Raw genomic sequence first — 20,015 nt, forward strand, 5'->3', positions numbered from 1 at the left:
GCGCGACAGCGCTCACGGAAACCGCAGTTCGCACGGCCTTCCTTTCCCCCATGCAGATGGTCGGCCCCATTGTGGGGGAAGAGACCAGTTCTTTGCATCCGACAGACTAAGAACATACGTCGGCCCGCATGTTGCCAGAATAAGGTCTCGCACCGCCAGCGACTGGGAGGATGTAGGGGTGAACAACGCGGACGACGTACTGATCGGACTCGATCCCGAGCAGCGCGCGGTCGCCGAGGCCGTGCGCGGGCCGGTGTGTGTGCTGGCCGGCGCCGGGACCGGCAAGACCAGGGCGATCACCCACCGCATCGCGTACGCGGTCCGCAGCGGCGTCGTCGACGCGCAGAGCGTGCTGGCTGTGACGTTCACCACTCGCGCCGCGGGCGAGCTGCGCCAGCGGCTGCGCGCGCTCGGCGCGCCCGGCGTCCAGGCCCGCACCTTCCACGCCGCGGCGCTGCGCCAGCTCACCTACTTCTGGCCGCGGGTGATCGGCGGCGACGCCCCGTCGATCATCGAGTCGAAGCTTCCCGTCCTGGCCGAGGCGTGCCGCCAGGTCCGCAGGACCCCCGAGCGCTCCGAGCTGCGCGACATCGCCGCCGAGGTCGAGTGGGCCAAGGTCACCCAGGTCGGCCCGGAGGACTACGTGGCGGCCGCGGCCAAGCACCACCGCACGCCGCCGATCCCGGTCGAGGAGCTGGCCCGGCTCTACGAGGCGTACGAGCAGATCAGGCGCGAGCGTCACCTGCTCGACTTCGAGACGATCCTCGAACTGACCGCGGCGGTGATGACCGAGCACCGCGAGGTGGCGGCGCAGATCCGCCAGCAGTACCGCTACTTCGTCGTCGACGAGTACCAGGACGTCAACCCGCTGCAGAAGCTCCTGCTCGACACCTGGCTCGGCGGGCGCGACGACGTGTGCGTGGTCGGCGACCCCAACCAGACCATCTACTCCTTCACCGGTGCCAGCCCGCGCTACCTGACCGGGTTCGGGGTCGAGCATCCCGACGCGGCCGTCATCAAGCTCGTGCGCGACTACCGCTCGACCCCTCAGGTGGTCGACCTGGCCAACCTCGTCATCGCCAAGGGCAGGTCCCCGCACCGCCTGGAGCTGGTGGCCCAGCGCCCCGACGGGCCGCGGCCTGCGTTCTCCGACTACGACGACGAGCCGGCCGAGGCCGTCGGCGTGGCCCGGGCGATCAGGAAACTGCTCGACCAGGGCGTGCTCTCGCGCGAGATCGCGGTGCTCTTCCGGGTCAACTCCCAGTCCGAGGCCTACGAGGAGGCGCTGTCCAAGGCCGGCATCCCGTACGTGCTGCGCGGCGCCGAGCGCTTCTTCGAACGCCCCGAGGTGCGTCAGGCGGTCGTCCTGCTGCGCGGCGCCGCCCGCTCCGCGTCGGGCGAGCCGCTGGCCTCGGAGGTGCACCACATCCTGGCCGGCGTCGGCCTGACCCCCTCGCCTCCCGGCGGCGGCAAGGCCAGGGAGAAGTGGGAGTCACTCAAAGCCCTGGCCGACCTGGCCGAAGACCTGGCCGCCGAGGGGGGCGACCTGCCCGCGTTCGTGGCCGAGCTCGAACGGCGCGCCTCCGAGCAGCACGCGCCGCCCGTCGAGGGCGTCACCCTGGCCTCCCTGCACGCCGCCAAGGGCCTGGAGTGGGACGCCGTCTTCCTCGTCGGCGTCACCGACGGCATGCTGCCCATCATCTACGCCGAGACCCCCGAGCAGATCGAGGAAGAACGCCGCCTCCTCTACGTCGGCGTCACCCGCGCCAGGGAGCACCTGTCGATCTCGTGGGCGCTGGCCCGCGCGCCCGGCGGGCGCAAGAGCCGCCGCCCGTCCCGCTTCCTCGACGGCCTCACGGGCCGCGCCGCCGCCCCGCCGCGCGCCGCGGCGGCCCCGCGCGAACGTCGCCAGGTGGCCGCGCCGGTCAGTTGCCGGGTGTGCGCGAAGACGCTGGTGGCCGCCGCCGAGCAGAAGCTGGGCCGCTGCTCGACCTGCCCCGCCGACTACGACGAGGCGCTGCTCGAACGGCTCAAGGCCTGGCGCACCACCATGGCCAAGGAGACGAAGGTGCCCCCGTACGTCATCTTCACCGACGTGACGCTGCAGGCCATCGCCGAGCGCGCGCCGGCCACCGAGCAGGAGCTGCGCGCGATCCCGGGGGTCGGCAAGGTCAAGATCGACCGCTTCGGCGAGGCCGTGCTGTCGCTCTGCCGCGCGTAACGTCCGCGACATCGGAAGCGGCCATGATGAGGTCGGGACGGGCCGCGTTCGAGCGCTTTAGTACGACACGTCAGACTTGTCGGTCGTAGGACACGTCAGACTGGCTTCGTCCGGCGCGTCCGATCTGGCGACGTCCGGCATTCGGAGACCTGGCCACGTCCGACGCGTCAGACTTGGAGACGTCCCGAGCAGAGCAGTTGCCAGGACCGTAGAGCACGAGGGGACCGACACGTGAACGAGGCGCTGAAGGAGCTGCTCGACCTGCTCGACCTGGAGCAGATCGAGCTCGACATCTTCCGTGGCAGGAGCCCGGAAGAGCGCATCCAGCGCGTCTTCGGCGGCCAGGTGGCGGCGCAGGCCCTGGTGGCGGCCGGCCGTACGGTTCCCGCGGACCGCCACGTGCACTCCCTGCACGCCTACTTCATCCGGCCGGGCGACCCGGCGATCCCGATCGTCTACAACGTCGACCGCCTGCGCGACGGCCGCTCGTTCACCACCCGCCGGATCGTGGCCGTCCAGCACGGCAAGGCGATCTTCACGATGTCCGCGTCGTTCCACGTCGCCGAGGAGGGCGTGGCCCACCAGGCGTCGGTGATGCCGCAGGTGCCCGACCCCGAGACGCTGCCGACGTTCCAGGACAAGATGTACGAGCTCGTCGGCGACAACCCCGACCTGCGCGACTGGGTCTCGCGGCCCAGGCCCGTCGACTCCCGGCACGCCTCGCCGCTCACGTGGGAGGCGCACCAGAACCCCGAGCTGCGCAGCTCCCGTACCAACGTGTGGTTCCGCTACCACGCCGAGCTGCCCGACGACCCGCTCCTGCACGTGGTGCTGGCCGCGTACGCCTCCGACTTCACCCTGGTCGACACCATCCTGCTGGCCCACGGCATGGCGTGGGGCGCCTCCGGCATCGTGGGCGCCTCGCTCGACCACGCGATGTGGTTCCACCGCCCCTTCAGGGCCGACGACTGGCTGCTCTATGCTCAGGAGTCGCCGTGGTCCGCGGGGGCTCGGGGGCTCGCGCGGGGTGAGATGTTCACCGCGTCGGGTGACCTCGTGGTCTCAGTGGTTCAAGAGGCCATGATTCGCCTCGCGAAGTGACACGAAATCGCAGGTAGAAAATATGTTGCCCCTTCCCGGCTTCCCGGTTTAGGGTCATGGTCAAGCAAGTCGGACGGTCCTGTTCCGACGATCCCGAGAGTGGAGGTGAGTCACTGTGATCAGCATCAAGATGTCGGCCACGCCGTGGTTCGCCTTCGCATGCCGTGACTCGGTGAGACTCGCCGATGGCCCCGCCAAGCCGCGGCAGGAGAAGTCTGCCCGTAGCCAGGCCGCCGCCTTTTACGCGCACGCCTACACGGGTGTCGCCGCCGAGCAAGGTGCTCCTGTCTACAGCGCACGTATCGAACTGCCGGCCAACCAGCTCACCAAGGGTGGACTGCGCGGTCCGCATCCCTGGAGACAAGCTCCGGTCATAACCTGACCGGCAGCAAACGCCTCCAGGCCGCGGATCCGCAGACAGGATCCGCGGCCTTCTTGTTTGTCCGTGATCACCGACCACCCACGAGGTGCCCGAACAAGATCAAAAAGATCGATCAAAGGAGAAAGCAGATGGGGGCGAAGACGATCATGGACCTGATCGACGAAGCCAAAATCCCCTGTCGTACCGACCCTGACCTGTGGTTCGCCGAGTCGCCGGAGGACGTCGAGTTCGCCAAGGCACTCTGCGGCGGCTGCCCGATCCAGGAGGCCTGCCTGGCCCGCGCGCTCGAGCGCGAGGAGCCTTGGGGCGTCTGGGGCGGCGAACTGGTCCTCAGGGGAACCATCGTTCCCCGCAAGCGTCCGCGCGGGCGTCCCCGCAAGCACCCGGTCGCTGCCTGACCACCACGCACCAACGCACGACACACAGAAAGCGAACTGAACCGATGAACGTTCGACCGACGAGGAGTCTCACCGTGCCGGATCTTATTCATGACCTGGTAAACGACCGAATACAAACCCTCCACCGCGAAGCGGCTGAACAGCGCCTCATCTTGCGCGTCAGCCGTGTGCAGCGGGCGCGGCGCGAGGTCCTGCGAGCGAACGACCGCCTCCGCAGGGCCCTGAGCCGCCAGATCTGATCGAGGAGATCCTGCCGCCGGCGTAGGATCTCCCGCACAGATCGCTCATGAGAGAGCCGGGCGCACCCAGCGCCCGGCTCTTTCCCTGTTCATCGGAAGAACGATCCCAAGCCGGGTAACGATCCCCGGCAGGATGCGCTCCCAATGGGGAGGGATGACCCCCTTCGGGGGAGTGGCTCCGACGCCATGGGAGGAAAGCGAACGAACATGGACACGATGCGACGGATCGAGTTCCGCCAGGGAGGAAAGAGCACCGGCGACCTCATGGAGATCGTCATCGACGACGTGCCCCTGCTCGAACTCGTACGTGAGGCCGAACTCCCCTTCGCCCGCCAGGAGCAACTCGAACGCCAGCCGGACTTCGCCCCCGAACCGGCCCCCCTCCTCGCCGGCGACTACCAGAGCTTCTCCCGCGCCAGATTCGGCTGGCCGAGCCGCCACTACCTGGGCGAGCCGGCGGAGACGGCCTGCAACCAGGACGACGACGAGACCATGCTGCTCGGCTGCACGTGCGGCATCGCGGACTGCTGGGCACTACTGGCCAGGATCGAGATCGACGGCGCCGTCGTGCGCTGGTCGGGCTTCCGCAACAACCACCGCGACTGGGACCTGACCGACCGCCTCGGCCCGTTCGTCTTCTCCCGTCGCCAGTACGAACACGCCCTCCACACCACCGCCCCCACACCCCACGACCACCCGCCCGCTGTTCCACCGCTCCTCAACGGCCTACGCCTGATCCCCGTAGTCGACACCCTCTCCGGCCTCCTCGACCACCTCCCCCCACCAGCCATCTCACCCACAGCTCCGGGCGAGTACACCTCCTCCGAGCCCACAGCCCCGTCAGATGCCGGCGATCACGCCCCACCCGAATCCACGGCCCCGTCAGATATCGGCGAGCACGTGGCACCCTCGCCCACGGTCCCGTCGAATTCGGGCGAGCACGTCTCACCCGAATCCACGGCCCTGTCAGACATCGGCGAGCACGTGCCACCGGCACCCGCGATCCCGTCGGATTCAGACGAGCACACCCCACCCGCGCCCCCACCCTCCTCGGCTGACATCTCGGCCTTCGACGAAGAACTCCGCAACGCCTACTGGACTGCCAGGGTGATCGCAGCCGGCCTGCCGGCACCCATCCCGGGTCACCGCCCCGCATCCTTGATCCGGCTGTCGAACTTCTTCGCCGAAGGCCCACTGCTGACCCTGCTCCAGGCCTCCCTACGACGAGACTTCGCCGCCCCCGACCCCGACCCTGGCACCGGAATTCGGACCAGCACCGGCGTCGACGCTGACACCAGCGTTAGGACCGACCTAGGCACCGGAATCAGGGCCGCCACCGACTCTGGCACTGACATCTCCACGGACACTGAAATCCGCACCGCCACCGGTATCGACACCTGCAACGACACCGACACCGGGATCAGGACCGACGTAGGCACCGCCACCAGCACCGATTCCGGCACTGACATCAGCACTGGCGCTGTCACCGGCACCGATTCCGGCACTGAGATCCGCACCGGCACCGGCACCGGCACCGGCACCGACCTTCCACTACGGCCCTCCGCCCCCACCGACAGCACCGGGAACGTCGGCGACCCAAGCGAAGCCACACTTTCCTCACCGCCGGAGCGCGCCACCGACGACATGTCCGATGTGCGACGACACCTCGCCCAAGATCCCAACGCCATTGATCGCATCAGCCCCTTGCCGGGCGGATACCTGCTACTGGCGGAAGACGGGACGATCGTGTCCCCCGGCTGCTGCAGTGACCTGAGCGACGTCCTGAACTGGGGCAACGCCGCCCTCCACACCGACACCTCCCCGTGCATGGTGTGGGTCGGACACCCCTGGGTCCACGTCGCCGCAGACGGTGACGCCCTCCTCCTGACAGGCCCGACCGAAAGGGACCCCGGCCCCGAACTGGGCTGGCTCCCCAGACAAGCACTGGCCCAAGCCGCGGAGCTCGCCGCCGCAGAAGTCCGCTACTTCGCCAGATGCCTGGAAGCCGCCTGCACCCGCCTGCTCGGCGAAGACCACGCCACCGCCGTATGCAACGCCCTTCTCGGCGACCCCTGGCTACGCATCGGCTCCTCCTGACCTCACCGAACCACACCCTGCCCACCGCGACCCTCACCACGGCGTTGCCCAGCCGTGGTGCCGCGCGAGCCCGCCCACACCCCGACCGCTCGCCGGCATGAGGCCCGCCATCGGGAAAGCCCGGTCCGTCGGATGAGGTTCGCCCACAGAAAGCTCAGCCAGTCGGACGAACCGGACGTCGTGAGGACACCACGACGTCCCCGTCCACTCCTTCGGCTGACCAGAGTCGCGTAGCCATCCACGCGACCCCGATCCCGGCGATCACCAGCCCCCCGAGATAGACCGGCAGCGGCACCACACTCCGCAGCGCCCCGGGCACCATGCCCCCGGCGTACAGCAGCACCGAAACCACCGGCATCATCCCACTCCTGACCGCAGCCGCGCTGAACGTCAGCACCCCCACCAGCAGGACGATCGACGTGATCAGGAACGCCCGCCCGGTCCCGCCGGCGAGCAGTCCGCTCACGGTGCCGCCCCCGAGGTACGGGAAGACGAAGTGCAGTGTGTACTCGATCGCGAACGCCCCGGCCAGCCCCGCCGAGTTGAGCACGTACCCGAGGAGCCCGAGGACGCCGGTCGTACCGCGGATGAGCAGGTAGATGCCGGTGATCGCAAGTAACCCCGCAAGGGCCGCGAACGGTGCGATGGCATGCGTGAGAGCCGTTTCCGGCAGCAGCCCGGCGCGACGGGCGGAGTTGACGACCAGCAGCACGGCGCAGACGAACCCGGCCGCCGCGGCGACCCGATGAACGCTCATGTCGCGATTCCTCTCTCGACCTCTCGGTCTTGGTGGGTCCCCGATAACACTTGTTATGATGAGCGTTATAGGCCGATATGGTGAGAGGGTGCCGAGAGCCGTAAGCACCTCGAAAGAACTCGGCGCGCTGCGCCAGGACCTGCTCGACGCGGCCATGCGCGTACTCCGTGAACAGGGCGCGCTCCACCTGACCCTCCGCCGGGTGGCGGACGCCGCCGACACCTCCACCATGGGCATCTACACCTGCTTCGGCGGCCGCGCCGGCCTCCTGGAAGCGATCTACGAGTACGGCTTCCGCCTCCTCCACGAGGCGATGTCCAGATCCATGGACGCCCACACGGACCCTCTGGCCCGCATCATGGCGGTGGCGTACGGCTACCGCCGGTTCGCCCGCGCCGACCCGGCCCTGTACGCGCTCATGTTCGAGCGCCCGCTGCCTGACTTCGACCCTTCACCCGAGCAGCGCCACGACGCTCTGCGCCTGTGCTTCGACCCGCTCGCCCTGGCCACGTCCGCCGCCGCGCAGGAGGGCCTCATCCGATCGACGGACCCGCAGCGCGCGGCCTACCTGGTGTGGACCACGATCCACGGCCTCGTCAGCATCGAGCTCACCTGCTCCCTGCGCACCCCGCTGCCCGGCTGGTTCCTGAACTCGGAGCAGGAGGGCGAACGCATCCTCGCCGACGGCGTCCGAGCCCTCCTGTCGGGCCTCACCTGAACAAGCACCGGTACGAGCGGGTCCTGAGGGCAGCCGTCGAAGGTGTCCTTCGGAGCAGGCGCCTACGTCGCGTCCGCCCCTGCCCTGACCGACTACGCCATGACCAATCCGATGGTGGACGGCGTCCGGAGAGAGGCCGGCGCACACCAGTGGGCCCTATTCCGACTTCAGGGGGAAGTCCCGCAGCGTGGTGGCGCTCCCGTACGACCGACTCTGCGGCTTGGTGGGGTGTGGGGGCGGTTGCGGTAGCCGCGATCAGGAACGCAGTGCTGTCGTGGTGGATCGGAGAAGCTGCGCGAGGCGGTCGCGTTGGCTGCTGGGCCAGGAGCTGAAGCGGGTGGCCAGGGTGGTGTCGATGGCTTCCTTGAATTTCCCGGTGACCGCCTCGCCTTCGGGAGTGAGGTGGACGCGGATCATCCGGCGAGGCCGCCTGGGCGAGCCGGCCGACATCGCCGACATCGTCGCCTTCCTGGCCTCCGACGCCGCCCGCTGGATCACCGGCCAGACCATCAACGCCGCCGGCGGCATGATCTGACGAGGCCAGCGCCGAACCCGAGCCGGACAACGCACACCGCTCAAGACCCCGACGCCTCCGCCAGCTGGTTACGCGGTCGCGGTGACGGCCTGCGTGAGTGCCGGTGAGGGGGAGATGGATCTGGGCGGAGGCGGCGGTGAAAGGGAAACCGTGGGCGGAGATGAGACGAAAGAGAGGGTGGCCGGGAGGCGAAGAGCGAGGGCAGCGAAAAGGAAGCGCGGTGACGAGGCGAAGGCCGCGTGAGGAGATGAGACGAAGAGAGAGGCCGGCCGGTGGGGCGAAGACCCCGGCGACGAGGGAGGGCGAGGACCGGGGCGAAGGCCGCGGGTGGAGGTGAAACGCCGAGGGGAGGCGAAGGTAGGGGAGTCGGCCGGTGGGGCGAAGCGAAAGGGCGGCCCTCAGAGAGGGCGGTGACGGGGCGAAGGTCGCGGGGTGGAGGTGAGACGAGGAGGGGAGTCGGCCGGTGGGGCGAAGCGTAAGGGCGGCGGTGAAAGGGGGTGGCAGCTAGGCGAAGAACGCGAGAGGAGGAGAGACGAGGAGAGGGGGCGGCGGTGAGGTGGGGCGATGAGTCGAGTCGGAAGGAGCGGGGGATCAGCCGATCGCCAGCGGTTCGTCGTCGGAGTTCGGGTCCGGGCCGGGGTCGTCGGCGAAGCCCGGGACCCAGCGGATCACCTCGTCGCGGAAGCGGGCCGTGGTGCCGAGCTGGCAGAGCACGCCGATGCCGGCCGCGTGCACCCGGTGGATGAGCACGTACGACGTCGGCAGGTTGAGCTGGCGGATCACGTTGGTCGGCCGGAGATCCGTGACGCTGGCCGCCTGCGCCTGCAGCCACTCCCGGCTGAACGTGAACTCCTCCACTGCGGTCGGTTCCACGTACGGCGCGAGGAAAGCGCGCAGCGCGTCGGTGTCGACCTCGATGTCCTGCCGGATGAAGCCCTCCTGCCGCAGCCCCTCCGTGACGGTGGCCATGTCGCCCTGGTTGAAGATGCGGGTGAGCTTCCCGAACGCGGGCGGATAGCCCTCGGGCAGGCGGTTGACCGCGCCGAAGTCGAGCACGCCGAGCTTGCCGTCGGCCAGCATGCGGAAGTTGCCGGGGTGCGGGTCGGCGTGCAGCATCCCGACCCGCGCGGGGGAGCAGAACAGGAACCGTACGAAGAGCAGGCCGGCCCGGTCGCGTTCCTCCTGGGTGCCTTCGGCGATGATGCGTGACAGCGGCGTGCCGTCCATCCACTCCGTGACCAGCACCATCTCGTTGGCGGCCACCACGTCGGGCACGTGGAAGTCGGGGTCGCCGTTGAACTCCAGGGCGAACGCGTGCTGGGCCTCGGCCTCCCTCAAATAGTCGAGCTCCTCCGCGATCCGCTCGCGCAGCTCCCCGAGCACGGCCTTCATGTCGAGACCCGGCAGCAGCACGCCGAACAGCCTGCCCAGGCGGGCGAGCTGCGCGAAGTCGCCGAGCAGGGCCTTGCCCGCCCCCGGGTACTGGATCTTGACGGCCACCTCCCTGCCGTCGTGCCACACGGCCTTGTGCACCTGGCCGATGGAGGCGGCCGCGGTCGGCTGGTCGTCGAACGACAGGAAGTGGTCGCGCCAGCCGTCACCCAGTTGCTCGGTCAGCACTTTGTGGACCGTGGACACCGGCAGCGGCGGGGCGGCGTCCTGCAGCTTGGTGAGCGTGGCGCGGTAGGGCCCGACGACCTCCTGTGGCAGGGCCGCCTCGAAGATCGACAGCGCCTGGCCCAGCTTCATCGCGCCGCCCTTGAGCTCGCCGAGCACCTTGAAGACCTGCTCGGCCGTACGCTGCTGAACCTCCTGCGCCACGATCTCCGCGGACTTGCCGCCGATGCGCTTGCCCAGCCCCAGGGCGGCGCGGCCCGCGAAGCCGAGTGGAAGGGTGGCCAGTTTGGCCGATCGCGTGACAGCGCGGCGCGGAAGATCGTTCACACCGATGCGCGGAACCTCGTCGAGATGCCGCTTCCCCCCTTCGTGGTCGTCTGAGCACGTCAGTCGCGGTTGGGTGCCATGACCATTCTTAGCGAATATGGGTTACTTCGCATACAACGACATTGCGGATGTACCTTCCACGATCTCCTTTTCCACTGCCAATCAGGCGTTACGTCTACTGTGCCATTGGTCACAGATGACTCGTTACCGTCCAGGTAGGCGAGCGCATGACCGGTCGCCGCACCCGCCACGGCGGTGGCGAGCGCCACGTCGCAGGCGATCTCGCCGGGCGGGTAGCCGCCCAGCCGGGCGGTGACGATCGGCCAGTACGGATCATGGTCGCGCCGGGTGAGATCGAGGCAGTGCAGGCACGCGGTCTCTCCCGGCAGGACCAGCGGGCCGACACACCCGTACCCCTCGAAGCCGGCCGCGAGGAGATGGGGGATGCCCAGCGTGTTCAGCTCGTTGACCAGCACCATGTCCAGGGGCCCGACCTGGGCCAGCACGACGAGATCAGGCCGATCCCACTTGTCCCCGAGAAACGGCCCACCGGCTACGACGTTCGAGGTGGGCTGATGAGGGCTCATCCCTTGGACCTCAACGCCGCCAGACCGGCCTTCTCGCCCGGATCCGCCCACCCGCCCGGATCCACCGACGCGCCCGGTCCCGGTCCCAGTCCCAGTCCCAGTCCCAGTCCCGGTCCCGGGACCGGGCGAGTCGGTGTCCGTTCGCCCGGCACCAGTTCCGCCCGAGACGGTCCTGCTCTCTCGTCCGGACGCCGTGCCGCGAGAATCGGGCCCGGTTCCGCGTGCGTCCAGAGCTGTTCCGCGAGTGTTGGACGTAGCGCCGCTTACGTTCTGCGCCGTTCCGGGGGTGTTGAACGTCGTCCCACTCGGGTTCTGGGCTGTTCCTCGGGTGCCGGACGAAAGCCCGCGTGGGTCCTGGGCCGTTTGGCGTGGGTCGGTGGTTGTCCCGCGTGCGCTGGTGGTGATCCCGCGCGTGGTGGGAATTCCACGGGTGGTGGTCGTCCCGCGTGTGCCCGGCGCGGCCGCCCGCGGGCCGGGACCGGTGCCGGGGGCGGGTGTGGAGTTGCGGCGACGGGCGATGGGGGCGGTGGGAGTGGTGAAGGTGGCGGGCACGGACTCCGTGCGGTTGATGGCTTGGCGGTCGGTGGGACGCTCTTGTCCGTCGAGGTCGTGAGGGGTGACCCCTGGGGTGAGGCCGCCTGAGGTGATCCTGTCGGCTGCCGCCACCGCCCCCACTTCCCTGGGCAGGCCCACCTCCGCCCACGTCAGCCCGCCGGGGGTGAGGTCGGCGGGCTGGGTCGTGCCGGGGTCGAGGACTCGGATGTGGCCTACTCCGGCCGCCGCCAGCAGGGCGACGACCTGGGCGCCGATGCGGCCGGCGCCGTAGACCCGTACGCGCGATCGTCTGCGACGTTCGAAGTGGGCGATCATCCCGTCGGGCGCGGTCGAGGTGAGGTCGAGGGCGTCGAGGTCGGGTTTGAGGCGGTCACGCTCGGCCAGCGGGAGATCGCGCAGGGAGCCGGGGCCGGTGGCGGCGTCGTGGAGGACGCCCTGGGCGGCGAGCTGGTCGAGCAGCGCGCGGGCACGTGTCTCGTCGAGCCCGGCGCGGGCCGCGTCGCGGAGGACGGCGCCGAGGTCGCGGGTGCCGTCGAGACCCTCGATCCACTGCCGGACGGGTCTGGTCAGGCCGCTCAGATTGACTGCCCGCAGCGGGTGGACGCCATATTGAAGGGTCTGCTCGTCGCGGAGGACGCGCCGGAGGATGGGCTTCACACGTGGCCTCATGGCGGGAAGGTTTCCATGCCGGAGCAAGATCCCGAGCGGGTTCGGCGACGGCTGTGGATAACCGCGCATTTGAAGAAAGCGCCTGTGGACGAAGCAACCGTCTCTGGAAATGGATCGTCCCATAGAGGCCGCCGCCTCTCCTGCCAGTGGCAGGCGATCACCGAAGGCAAGCGTTAGTGGACGATCATCGAAGGCAAGCGTTGTGAACGGCTGCGATCACCATCCAAGCGTCCCGCCCATACGTGATCACCGCCAAGCGTCTCAGTTACGCTTCCCGGCATGGACGAGCTCTTGGTTGATCGTCAAGACGACGGAGTCGTACTCATCACCTTCAATCGCCCCGACATGCGTAACGCGATGACCGACGCCATGACCGCCCGATGGCGCGAAACGATGTCCGAGCTGGCGACCGACAGAGACGCGCGCTGTCTCGTCGTCACCGGCGCCGGGACGGCGTTCTCCGCGGGCGGGGACCTGTCGTGGATCGGGGAGCGCGGCTCGGAGACCGTGCCCCGGTTGCGTGAGCGGATGCTCGCCTTCTACCGCACCTGGCTGATGATCACCGAGCTGGAGATCCCCACGGTCGCCGCCGTCAACGGCCCGGCCGTGGGTGCGGGGCTGTGCGTGGCGCTGGCCTGCGACCTCGTGTACGCGGCCGACGACGCCAAGCTGCTGGCCCCGTTCACCTCGCTGGGGCTGCATCCGGGCATGGCGGCCACGTACCTGCTGCCGCGCAGGGCCGGCGCGGGGCTCGCCCGGGAGATGCTGCTGACAGGCCGCAGCCTGTCCGGAACGGAAGCAGCGGCTAAAGGGCTGGTAAATCAATCTTTCCCGAAAAATGACCTAATGTCGGAAGTAGGCGGCATCGCCACGAAGATCGCGCAGAACGCACCCATTGCCACAAGGCTCACCAAAGTAGCCCTGAACCAAGACCATCAAGACCTGGAAGCCGCTCTGAGGTGGGAATCCTTGGCCCAGCCCGTGACCATGGCCTCCGCCGACATGATCGAGGGGCTTACGGCACATCGGGAAAGGCGCATGCCCAAATTCACCGGCTCTTAATCATCTGACCAGCAGAAACAACGTCCACCCTCTGTGGAATTTCGCCAGTCTCGGCTACCGTGCATATGTGCCCCCCGAGACAGTCGAGGTTCGTCGCAGTTCTCGTCGCCGGCGTACGGTCTCCGCCTACCGCGACGGTGACAAGACGATCGTGCTCCTGCCCGCCTGGTTGAGCGGCGAAGACGCGGATGAGTGGGTGAGCCGGATGCTGGATCGGCTGGCCGCCAAGGAACGCCGAAGAAGGCCCACCGACGAGGCGCTGCTCGAGCGGGCCAAGGAGCTGTCGGCCAAATATCTGGACGGCGAGCCCGACCCCGTCAGCGTGCGCTGGGTCGACAACCAGCAGCACCGCTGGGGCTCGTGCACCCCCGAGACCGGGACGATCCGGATCTCCACCAGGCTCAAGGGCCTGCCCGAGTGGGTCATCAACTATGTGATCATCCACGAGCTCGTGCACCTGCTGGTGCCCAGCCACGGGGCCAAGTTCTGGGCGCTGGTAGAACAGTATCCGAAGGCGGAGCGGGCCCGCGGGTTCCTCGAGGGATTCTCCGCGGCGGCCCACACGGCACCGGAGGAGTGTTGACGCGCATCGCCGCGGTCCTGGTCCATCCGCACATGGCACAGGCGGCCCCGCCGGGCGTCGATCCCAGGGAGTTCCTGGAGGCGGTGGCGGAGGACACCTACGAGATGGTGGCCGGCCTCGACCTCGTCACCCCGGTCCTGCTCACCAGCGTTCCCGGCCTGGACGACCTCGTCTGGCCGGGCACCGAGGTGATCACGATCGCCGAGGGCGAACCGCTCAGGACCACCCTCGCCCGCCTGGACGCGGAGCAGGCGGCCGTGATCAGCGCCGACGCGCCCGACCTGCCGCCCCTGCTGGTCGGCAAGCTGTTCAGGGAGCTCGGCCGGGCCGAGATCGCCGTCTGCCCGGCGGAGAACGGCGGCGCCGTGGCCCTGGCCTGCGCGCTGCCCCCGCCCGCCTGGGCGGACCCCGACCTCGACGCGTACGACACCGTCAAGGAGCTGCGCGCCCAGGCCCCCGGCCCGCGCAGGGTCGCCACCACCCCGGGCTGGCACCGCCTGCGCACCCCGGAGGACGTCGCCCGCCTCGACCCCGGCCTCGAAGGCTGGGACAACACCAGAGCACTCGTCAGGGCAGGCTGAGCCGGGCCAGCACGGCCCGGTGATCGGTGCCCGGCACGTCACGCACGCTGACCTCCTGCACCCCCACCCGCTGATCCACCAGCACATGATCGATCGTGATGAACGGCGGCACCCGCTTGTTCGCCGGCCACGTCGGAATCAGCCCGGCCCCCACCTGGTCGGCCGCGTCCTTGTAGCCCCGCGCCAGCACCCCGCGCAACGCGGCATGGTCGAGCGAGGCGTTGAAGTCACCCGCGATGATCCGGATCCGGTCGGGGGAGGTGGAGGGGAAGGCCGCCATTGCCTCGTTCCAGCCGGTGACCTGCGGCCCCAGCGGCGGGAACGGATGCGCGTCCACGAACTCGATCGGCTCGCCGCCCGGCACCGAGATCAGCGCCGCGGGCATCTGGTGGCCGACGGGCGGCATCAGGTCCCACAGCGCCCGCATCGGGTAGCGGGAGTAGAGGCCGCTGCCGCCGGCGCTCCACTCGGCCTGGAGCACGCGGTGCGGCATGATCTCCTTCAGCCCGGCCGCGTCCAGGTCGGAGACCGCCCCTGGGGTCAGCTCCTGGGCGCTGAGCACGTCGGGGGCGAACTCGCGTACCAGCTGCATGATCGTCGTGACGTCGGCCCGGCCGAAGAGCATGTTGATCGTCATCACGCGCAGCGGCCGCCCCGACGCGGCGTCGGCGGTGCCGAGCGCCCTGGGCAGCACGCTGAAGCCGAGTGCGGTCGTCGCGAGCAGCGCGACGACGGTCGCGGCGCGCTTGCGTCCGACCGCGGCGATCAGGAGCGGCACGAGAGAGCCCGCCGCCGCGTACGGCGTCGCCGTCATGAGCTGGGTGGGCAGCGAGCCGCGTTCCAGCCCCGCCACCCTGGCCAGCGCCCAGGCGGCGAACGGCGTCACCGCCACCCACGTCAACGCCGTTCCGGGGAATTTCCTGCGCTTTCGCACCGGTGTCACGATGGTGCCGCCGACAGGCGATGTCTCCACGCAACCCCCTTTTTGGAACGACGCAAATGGACTCTAGCCAAGCGCGCGTGAGCCCGAGCTAAGGGCGGCCTGTCCACGTGCGGCCAATCGGCGGGTCGCCTCGTCGGACAGCTCGGGGATCTCGTCCACGGGGAACCAGCGCAGGTCGAGCGACTCGTCGCTCATCACGGCCTCCGCCCCGGCCGGCGCCACCGCCGCGTATTCGACGTCGAGGTGCCAGCTGCGCGGCGGATGGCACCACACTTCGTGCCGGTCGAGCGCGAGCGGCCCCGGCAACAGCCGGAGCCCGGAGATCCCCGACTCCTCCCACGCCTCCCGCAGCGCCACCGCCGCGAGGGACGTGTCGGAGATCTCACAGTGGCCGCCCATGGGCAGCCACATCTTGGCCTTCGGATGGAGGGTGAGCAGCACCTTCGCGCCGTCGTGCGACAGCACCGCGGTCGTCGCCGTCAGATGCCCGGGGACGCACTCGCGCAGCATGGCGTCGTCGTGCTCGCGCAGGTGGTCGAGGAACCGCTCACGCAGCGCCTCCTCGCCGGGGGTGGGCGCCGTCCAGGTGGACAGCACCGCCACCGCGTCGTCGTGCAGGCTCAACCCTGGCCGCCCTCGCCGTCGTCGTCGGGCTTTGCCTCAAGCTGCGAGATGTCCCAGTCGGTGTTCCCGCGGACGAAGGCGTCGGGGTCGTCGAGGTCGTCGGCCGTCGGCATGAGGTCGGGGTGACCCCACAGCGCGTCGCGCCCGTCGACGCCGCGCTCGCTCTCCAGCGAGCGCCACAGCGCCGCGGCCTCGCGCAGCCGCCTGGGCCGCAGCTCCAGCCCCACCAGCGTGCCGAACGTCAGCTCGGCGGGCCCGCCGGTGGCGCGACGGCGGCGTACGGTCTCGGCCAGCGCCACGGCGGAGGGCAGCTTGCCCTCGGCGGCCTGGTCGACCACCGTCGCCACCCAGCCCTCGACCAGCGCGAGCATCGTCTCCAGCCGCGCCAGGGCGGCCTTCTGCCGCTCGGTCTCCTCGGGCTTGAGCAGGTTGCCCCCGCTCAGCGCCTCCTGGATGGCCTCGGGGTTGTTGATGTCGAGCCCGCGGATCTGCTCTTCGAGCGCCGAGGTGTCGACCGTGATGCCCCTGGCGTATTCCTCGACCGCCCCGAGCAGATGTGACCTCAGCCACGGGACGTGCTGGAACAGCCGGTGGTGCGCGGCCTCGCGCAGCGCCAGATAGAGCCGGATCTCGTCGGCGGGGACCTCCAGGCCCTCGCTGAAGGAGGCGATGCCGCCGGGCAGCAGCGCGGCCGTGTCGGACAGGGGCAGGCCGATGTCGGTGGTGCCGATGACCTCGCGGGCCAGCGAGCCGAGCGCCTGCCCGATCTGCTGGCCGACCATCATGCCGCCCATCTGCTTGAGCATGCCCATGAGCGGCCCGGCCATCTGCTGGGCCTCAGGGGGCAGCCCTGATCCGCCGAGCGCGCCGCCCATGGTCTCGACCATGCGCTCGGCGATCGGTTCGCAAAGCTTTCGCCAAATCGGGATCGTGTTCTCGATCCACTCAGACCGGCTCCAGGCCTGCGGGTTGGCCACGCCGCTCGGCAGCGCGGTCGCCTCGTTGAGCCACAGGTCGGCCAGGCTGAGCGCCTCGACGATTTGACGGCGCTCGCCTTCCATGACGCTCGGGTCGCCCTCGGCGACCACGGCGTGCCGGGCGATGTTCTTGGCCATGTCCCAGTTGACAGGGCCTGAACCCTGGGGCGCCGACAACATGTCGGCGAACTGGCGCATCGCCTGAGCCATCTGCTCAGGGTTGCCGAACATGGCGAACGGGTTCTCGTTGGGGTCGTTTTCGCGACCTGGCAGGTCAGTCACCGCTCTACCTCGTGCAGGATGGAGGAGTCCACATCCGCCACGTTAGCCGTCCTACGGCGGATCAGTGCAAAGTGAGGACCTGGTGCCTACCTCGAAACGCTCGCGTCAACCCGTCGTCGCCGTAACGGGCGCGGCCTCCGGACTAGGCCGCGAAGTGCTCGTGAAGCTCGTCTCCTCCGCGGATTTCCGCAGAGTGGTGGCCATCGACGAAGAGCGCGGTGACGTCCAGGAAGCCACGTGGAGAGTGATCGACGTACGAGATCCGCTCTTGGCGAACCGGATCTCCGACATCGACGTGCTGATCCATCTGGCCGGCGACTACGCCGTCGACTCCGACCCGGGCGAGCGGCGGGCCTACAACCTGCGCGCCGCCCAGACGGTGCTGACGGCCTGCGCCGCCGCGCGCGTACGCCGTGTGGTGCTGGTCACCAGCGCGATGGTGTACGGAGCCGCGCCCGACAACGAGGTGCCGCTGCCCGAGGACGCCCCGGTGGCGGCCGAGCCGGACACCGGCGTCGTGGGCGACTTCCTGGAGATCGAATCCCTCGTCCGCCGGTCGCTGCGCAGCCATCCGGGCGTGGAGGTGACCGTCCTGCGCCCGGCCGCGGTCGTCGGCCCCGGCGTCGACACGGTGCTCACCCGCCACTTCGAGTCGCCCAGGCTGCTGACCGTCAAGGGCTGCAGCCCGCACTGGCAGTTCTGCCACATCGACGACCTCGTCTCCGCGCTGGAACTGGCGGCGCGGGGGGTGGTCAGCGGCGTGCTGGCGGTCGGCTCCGACGGCTGGCTGGAGCAGGAGCAGGTCGAGGAGCTGTCCGGCATCCGCAGCCTGGAGCTGCCCGCCGGCCTGACCTTCGGCACGGCGCAGCGCCTGCACCGCCTCGGCGTCACCCCGGCCCCCGCCACCGACCTGCACTACGTCGTCTATCCGTGGGTCGTCGACTGCGCGGTGCTGCGCGAGGCGGGCTGGAAACCGGCGTGGACCAACGAGGCCGCGTTGCAGCAGCTCATGGAGCTGCGCGAGAACAGGACGACCGTGGTCGGCCGGCGCCTGCCGGTCAAGGAGGCCACGCTCACCGCCGCCGGCGCCACGGTGGCCGTGATCGGCACCGCCGCCATCGTCCGCCAGGTCCGCAGGAAGCGCCGCCAGTAGCCGCCAGTAGCCGCCGGTGATCGTCGTTCGCGCCGCGTGAGAAACGCGGCCGGTAAAGGTTAGGCTTTTTCCGTGGACGTCATCCGGTTGCTCGGCATTCGTGACACCCCGCTCTCCGTCGACGAGGTCCTGGCCGCCGTCGGCGACCACGCCGCGGGCGGCACCACGTTCTTCGTGGGCACCGTGCGCGAGCAGGACCACGGCAAGGCGGTGACCGGGCTGTCCTACTCGGCGCACCCGACCGCGGAGGCCGAGCTGCGCCAGGTGGCGGAGAAGGTGGCCGCCGACTTCCCGGTGACGGCGCTGGCCGCCGTGCACCGGGTGGGCGATCTGCGGCTGGGCGACGCGGCGGTGATCGTCGCGGTGGCCGCGCCGCACAGGGACGAGGCGTTCAAGGCCGCGCGGCGGCTGATCGACGACCTCAAGGCACACGTCCCCATCTGGAAACACCAGGTGTTCTCCGACGGTGAGACCGAGTGGGTCGGCGCCGGAGAATAAGCTCATCGACATGTCACGACGCGCCCTGACCCTGCTGCTCGCGGGATTCCTCGTGCTCGCGTTCGGGGTGGTGGGCGCCTTCCGTCCGGTCCCGTACGTCGTGCTGAGCCCAGGGCCGACGGAGAACACCATCGGCGAGGTCGACAAGAAGCCGGTCATCTCGATCAAGGGCCGGCAGACCTACCCCACCAAGGGCGCGCTGCACCTGGTGACGGTGGCCTACCAGGGCGGTCCCGCCGCCCAGATCGACCTGCTCACGGCCCTGCGGGGCTGGCTCGACCCCACCGTGGCGGTGGTCCCGCAGGAGACCATCTTCGCTCCCGACCGCGATCCGAAGCAGGTCGAGGAGGAGAACGCGGTCGAGATGACCAATTCTCAGGACTCCGCGACCGCCGCCGCGCTCAACGAGCTGAAGATCCCTTATGCGATGGCCGTGAGCGTGGCCTACACCGAGAAGGGCAAGCCCGCCGACGGCAAGCTCAAGAAGGACGACGAGATCATCGCCGTGGACGGCAAGGCGGCCAAGGACGTCACCGCCGTCAGCGACGCGGTCAAGGCGCACAAGACGGGCGACAACGTCGCCTTCACCATCACCCGCGGCAAGGAGAAGCTCGACGTCACCGTGCCGACCGTGGCGGGCCCGAAGGGGCAGCCGCTGGTGGGGGTGACGATGCAGGCGAAGTACAAGTTCCCGTTCGAGGTCGACATCAACGTGGGCGACGTCGGCGGGCCCAGCGCCGGGCTGATGTTCTCGCTCGGCATACTCGACAAGCTCACGCCCGGCGAGCTCACCGGCGGCAAGCAGATCGCCGGCACCGGCACGATCGAGCCGGGCGGCACCGTCGGGCCGATCGGCGGGATCGCGCAGAAGATGGTCGGGGCCCAGGATTCCGGCGCCACGATCTTCCTGACCCCCGCCGACAACTGCGCCGAGGCCGTGAAGGCCGTACCCGACGGGCTGCGGCTGGTCAGAGCGGACACGCTGCACGGCGCGGTGCAGGCGCTCGACGCGCTGCGCACCGGCAAGGGTGAAGTGCCCGCATGTGAGGCCGGATGAAACTTCTGGCCATCGCCGTGCGTTAGCCGTAGGGCTGGCACTGCGGTGTAAG

General features: G+C 69.6%; 20 protein-coding genes and 1 pseudogene. 14 read left to right on the plus strand and 7 right to left on the minus strand.

What is annotated here, in order from left to right:
- The first annotated feature begins 178 nt into the window (after window positions 1–178).
- From OIE67_RS55155 to OIE67_RS55175, 5 genes are all read left to right on the plus strand, one after another.
- Entirely contained in the window at window positions 179–2,221 is a 2,043-nt protein-coding gene (locus OIE67_RS55155; protein ID WP_326635373.1) for an ATP-dependent DNA helicase UvrD2, read from the plus strand.
- A 231-nt stretch (window positions 2,222–2,452) separates the two neighbouring features.
- Window positions 2,453–3,322, plus strand: a complete 870-nt coding sequence (locus OIE67_RS55160) for an acyl-CoA thioesterase (protein WP_326635374.1) — start codon at window positions 2,453–2,455, stop codon at window positions 3,320–3,322.
- Window positions 3,323–3,437: 115 nt separating this feature from the next.
- Complete coding sequence (locus tag OIE67_RS55165; RefSeq protein WP_326635376.1) at window positions 3,438–3,704, plus strand: hypothetical protein; 267 nt, start codon at window positions 3,438–3,440, stop codon at window positions 3,702–3,704.
- Window positions 3,705–3,832: 128 nt separating this feature from the next.
- On the plus strand, window positions 3,833–4,102 hold the full coding sequence (locus tag OIE67_RS55170; protein ID WP_106240958.1) for a WhiB family transcriptional regulator: 270 nt from the start codon (window positions 3,833–3,835) through the stop codon (window positions 4,100–4,102).
- 383 nt (window positions 4,103–4,485) lie between these two features.
- A complete protein-coding gene (locus OIE67_RS55175; RefSeq protein WP_326635379.1) occupies window positions 4,486–6,438 on the plus strand; it encodes a hypothetical protein in 1,953 nt (650 codons plus the stop codon).
- Between the two features lie 154 nt (window positions 6,439–6,592).
- On the opposite strand, the gene OIE67_RS55180 is transcribed toward OIE67_RS55175, so the two are convergent.
- Complete coding sequence (locus OIE67_RS55180) at window positions 6,593–7,195, minus strand: hypothetical protein (protein WP_326635381.1); 603 nt, start codon at window positions 7,193–7,195, stop codon at window positions 6,593–6,595.
- Window positions 7,196–7,283: 88 nt separating this feature from the next.
- Here OIE67_RS55180 and OIE67_RS55185 point away from each other — a divergent pair, with 88 nt between their 5' ends.
- Together OIE67_RS55185 and OIE67_RS55190 are read left to right on the plus strand one after the other, a co-directional pair.
- Window positions 7,284–7,913, plus strand: coding sequence for a TetR/AcrR family transcriptional regulator (locus OIE67_RS55185; RefSeq protein WP_326635383.1), 630 nt, complete (start codon window positions 7,284–7,286; stop codon window positions 7,911–7,913).
- A gap of 355 nt (window positions 7,914–8,268) precedes the next feature.
- Window positions 8,269–8,448, plus strand: coding sequence for an SDR family oxidoreductase (locus OIE67_RS55190; protein ID WP_407674824.1), 180 nt, complete (start codon window positions 8,269–8,271; stop codon window positions 8,446–8,448).
- Window positions 8,449–9,039: 591 nt separating this feature from the next.
- Here OIE67_RS55190 and OIE67_RS55195 read toward each other — a convergent pair.
- From OIE67_RS55195 to OIE67_RS55205, 3 genes and pseudogenes are all read right to left on the minus strand, one after another.
- Window positions 9,040–10,392 (minus strand): ABC1 kinase family protein, encoded by a 1,353-nt coding sequence (locus OIE67_RS55195; protein WP_326635385.1) that lies wholly within the window; start codon window positions 10,390–10,392, stop codon window positions 9,040–9,042.
- Window positions 10,393–10,451: 59 nt separating this feature from the next.
- The gene (locus OIE67_RS55200; RefSeq protein WP_181307552.1) at window positions 10,452–10,979 is read right to left on the minus strand and encodes a hypothetical protein; all 528 of its coding nucleotides are present in this window, start codon (window positions 10,977–10,979) and stop codon (window positions 10,452–10,454) included.
- 705 nt (window positions 10,980–11,684) lie between these two features.
- Window positions 11,685–11,789: pseudogene (locus OIE67_RS55205) on the minus strand (hypothetical protein); the annotation flags it as partial.
- Between OIE67_RS55205 and OIE67_RS55210 the strand changes: the two are divergent.
- The 4 genes from OIE67_RS55210 (at window position 11,742) to OIE67_RS55225 (ending at window position 14,429) form a co-directional block, all read left to right on the plus strand.
- Complete coding sequence (locus OIE67_RS55210) at window positions 11,742–12,380, plus strand: hypothetical protein (RefSeq protein WP_326645836.1); 639 nt, start codon at window positions 11,742–11,744, stop codon at window positions 12,378–12,380. The pseudogene OIE67_RS55205 and the gene OIE67_RS55210 sit on opposite strands and share 48 nt — an antisense overlap.
- A 102-nt stretch (window positions 12,381–12,482) precedes the next feature.
- Entirely contained in the window at window positions 12,483–13,265 is a 783-nt protein-coding gene (locus OIE67_RS55215; protein ID WP_326635387.1) for an enoyl-CoA hydratase/isomerase family protein, read from the plus strand.
- A 67-nt stretch (window positions 13,266–13,332) separates the two neighbouring features.
- A complete protein-coding gene (locus OIE67_RS55220) occupies window positions 13,333–13,848 on the plus strand; it encodes a M48 metallopeptidase family protein (protein ID WP_169789153.1) in 516 nt (171 codons plus the stop codon).
- Window positions 13,845–14,429 (plus strand): glycosyltransferase family protein, encoded by a 585-nt coding sequence (locus tag OIE67_RS55225; RefSeq protein ID WP_326635394.1) that lies wholly within the window; start codon window positions 13,845–13,847, stop codon window positions 14,427–14,429. The genes OIE67_RS55220 and OIE67_RS55225 overlap by 4 nt, the downstream gene beginning before the upstream one ends.
- Here OIE67_RS55225 and OIE67_RS55230 read toward each other — a convergent pair.
- From OIE67_RS55230 to OIE67_RS55240, 3 genes are all read right to left on the minus strand, one after another.
- Complete coding sequence (locus OIE67_RS55230) at window positions 14,416–15,363, minus strand: endonuclease/exonuclease/phosphatase family protein (protein ID WP_326635396.1); 948 nt, start codon at window positions 15,361–15,363, stop codon at window positions 14,416–14,418. The two genes, OIE67_RS55225 and OIE67_RS55230, sit on opposite strands and share 14 nt — an antisense overlap.
- A 72-nt stretch (window positions 15,364–15,435) precedes the next feature.
- Complete coding sequence (locus OIE67_RS55235) at window positions 15,436–15,996, minus strand: NUDIX hydrolase (protein ID WP_326635398.1); 561 nt, start codon at window positions 15,994–15,996, stop codon at window positions 15,436–15,438.
- Window positions 15,993–17,255, minus strand: a complete 1,263-nt coding sequence (locus OIE67_RS55240; protein WP_393274618.1) for a zinc-dependent metalloprotease — start codon at window positions 17,253–17,255, stop codon at window positions 15,993–15,995. Before OIE67_RS55240 ends, OIE67_RS55235 begins: the two co-directional genes overlap by 4 nt.
- 79 nt (window positions 17,256–17,334) lie before the next feature.
- Between OIE67_RS55240 and OIE67_RS55245 the strand changes: the two genes are divergently transcribed.
- The 3 genes from OIE67_RS55245 (at window position 17,335) to OIE67_RS55255 (ending at window position 19,963) form a co-directional block, all read left to right on the plus strand.
- Complete coding sequence (locus tag OIE67_RS55245) at window positions 17,335–18,408, plus strand: NAD-dependent epimerase/dehydratase family protein (RefSeq protein ID WP_181307550.1); 1,074 nt, start codon at window positions 17,335–17,337, stop codon at window positions 18,406–18,408.
- 72 nt (window positions 18,409–18,480) lie between these two features.
- Window positions 18,481–18,906: a molybdenum cofactor biosynthesis protein MoaE gene (locus OIE67_RS55250; RefSeq protein WP_106240976.1), complete on the plus strand. Its 426-nt coding sequence runs from the start codon at window positions 18,481–18,483 to the stop codon at window positions 18,904–18,906.
- Window positions 18,907–18,916: 10 nt separating this feature from the next.
- Window positions 18,917–19,963, plus strand: a complete 1,047-nt coding sequence (locus OIE67_RS55255; protein ID WP_326635401.1) for a YlbL family protein — start codon at window positions 18,917–18,919, stop codon at window positions 19,961–19,963.
- Window positions 19,964–20,015 lie beyond the last annotated feature (52 nt).

It is taken from the genome of Nonomuraea fuscirosea (genome assembly GCF_035917475.1).
GTDB classification, from domain to species: domain Bacteria; phylum Actinomycetota; class Actinomycetes; order Streptosporangiales; family Streptosporangiaceae; genus Nonomuraea; species Nonomuraea fuscirosea.

Coding starts and splice junctions, on each gene's coding strand:
- OIE67_RS55170 (WP_106240958.1), top strand. CDS start 3,833: ATGGGGGCGAAGACGATCATGGACCTGATCGACGAAGCCAAAATCCCC.
- OIE67_RS55175 (WP_326635379.1), top strand. CDS start 4,486: ATGGGGAGGGATGACCCCCTTCGGGGGAGTGGCTCCGACGCCATGGGA.
- OIE67_RS55180 (WP_326635381.1), bottom strand. CDS start 7,195: ATGAGCGTTCATCGGGTCGCCGCGGCGGCCGGGTTCGTCTGCGCCGTG.
- OIE67_RS55190 (WP_407674824.1), top strand. CDS start 8,269: ATGGCTTCCTTGAATTTCCCGGTGACCGCCTCGCCTTCGGGAGTGAGG.
- OIE67_RS55200 (WP_181307552.1), bottom strand. CDS start 10,979: ATGAGCCCTCATCAGCCCACCTCGAACGTCGTAGCCGGTGGGCCGTTT.
- OIE67_RS55215 (WP_326635387.1), top strand. CDS start 12,483: ATGGACGAGCTCTTGGTTGATCGTCAAGACGACGGAGTCGTACTCATC.
- OIE67_RS55255 (WP_326635401.1), top strand. CDS start 18,917: ATGTCACGACGCGCCCTGACCCTGCTGCTCGCGGGATTCCTCGTGCTC.